The organism is Anaerotignum faecicola (genome assembly GCA_024460105.1).
Taxonomy (GTDB): domain Bacteria; phylum Bacillota; class Clostridia; order Lachnospirales; family Anaerotignaceae; genus JANFXS01.
Window position 1 is genome coordinate 1 of the sequence record JANFXS010000367.1, and the last position, 427, is coordinate 427.

General features: G+C 41.7%; 1 protein-coding gene. It reads right to left on the reverse strand.

Annotated features, from left to right (window positions below):
- A partial coding sequence (locus NE664_14415) for a hypothetical protein (protein ID MCQ4727828.1) occupies nucleotides 1-237 on the reverse strand: 237 nt, incomplete at its 3' end.
- Nucleotides 238-427 lie beyond the last annotated feature (190 nt).

The window sequence follows — 427 nt, forward strand, 5'->3', positions numbered from 1 at the left end:
CCGGAGTCCTTCAAACACCTGCTCCTCCTTGTACCGTTTTCCAATATTTTTTGAAAACATCCGAAAATAGCAGAGAATCAGGCAGGCAAACGCCAGAATATCCACCCATGGTCTCCTGACAAAGATTCCAATCAGAAGAAAGAAAAGCGAAACACCGATCAGAAACTGACCCAGGCGGTCCGCCCCGTAGCGGCCCACCATAAATCCTGCGAACTTTTCCCTCCATTTATTCATCATAAAGTTAAACGCCTCTTTTCCTCATAATGACTTAACTATAATGAAGTCACTGCAAAAAGTCAATCTCGTCATCTGATGTTTCACAATCTTTTTAGATTTTTTTCGTTCCAATACGGAAACATCCAGGAAAAAGGCAGTGGAAAAATGAAGCTGAATTAACTCCATTTTTCCACTGCCCTATCTGTATACT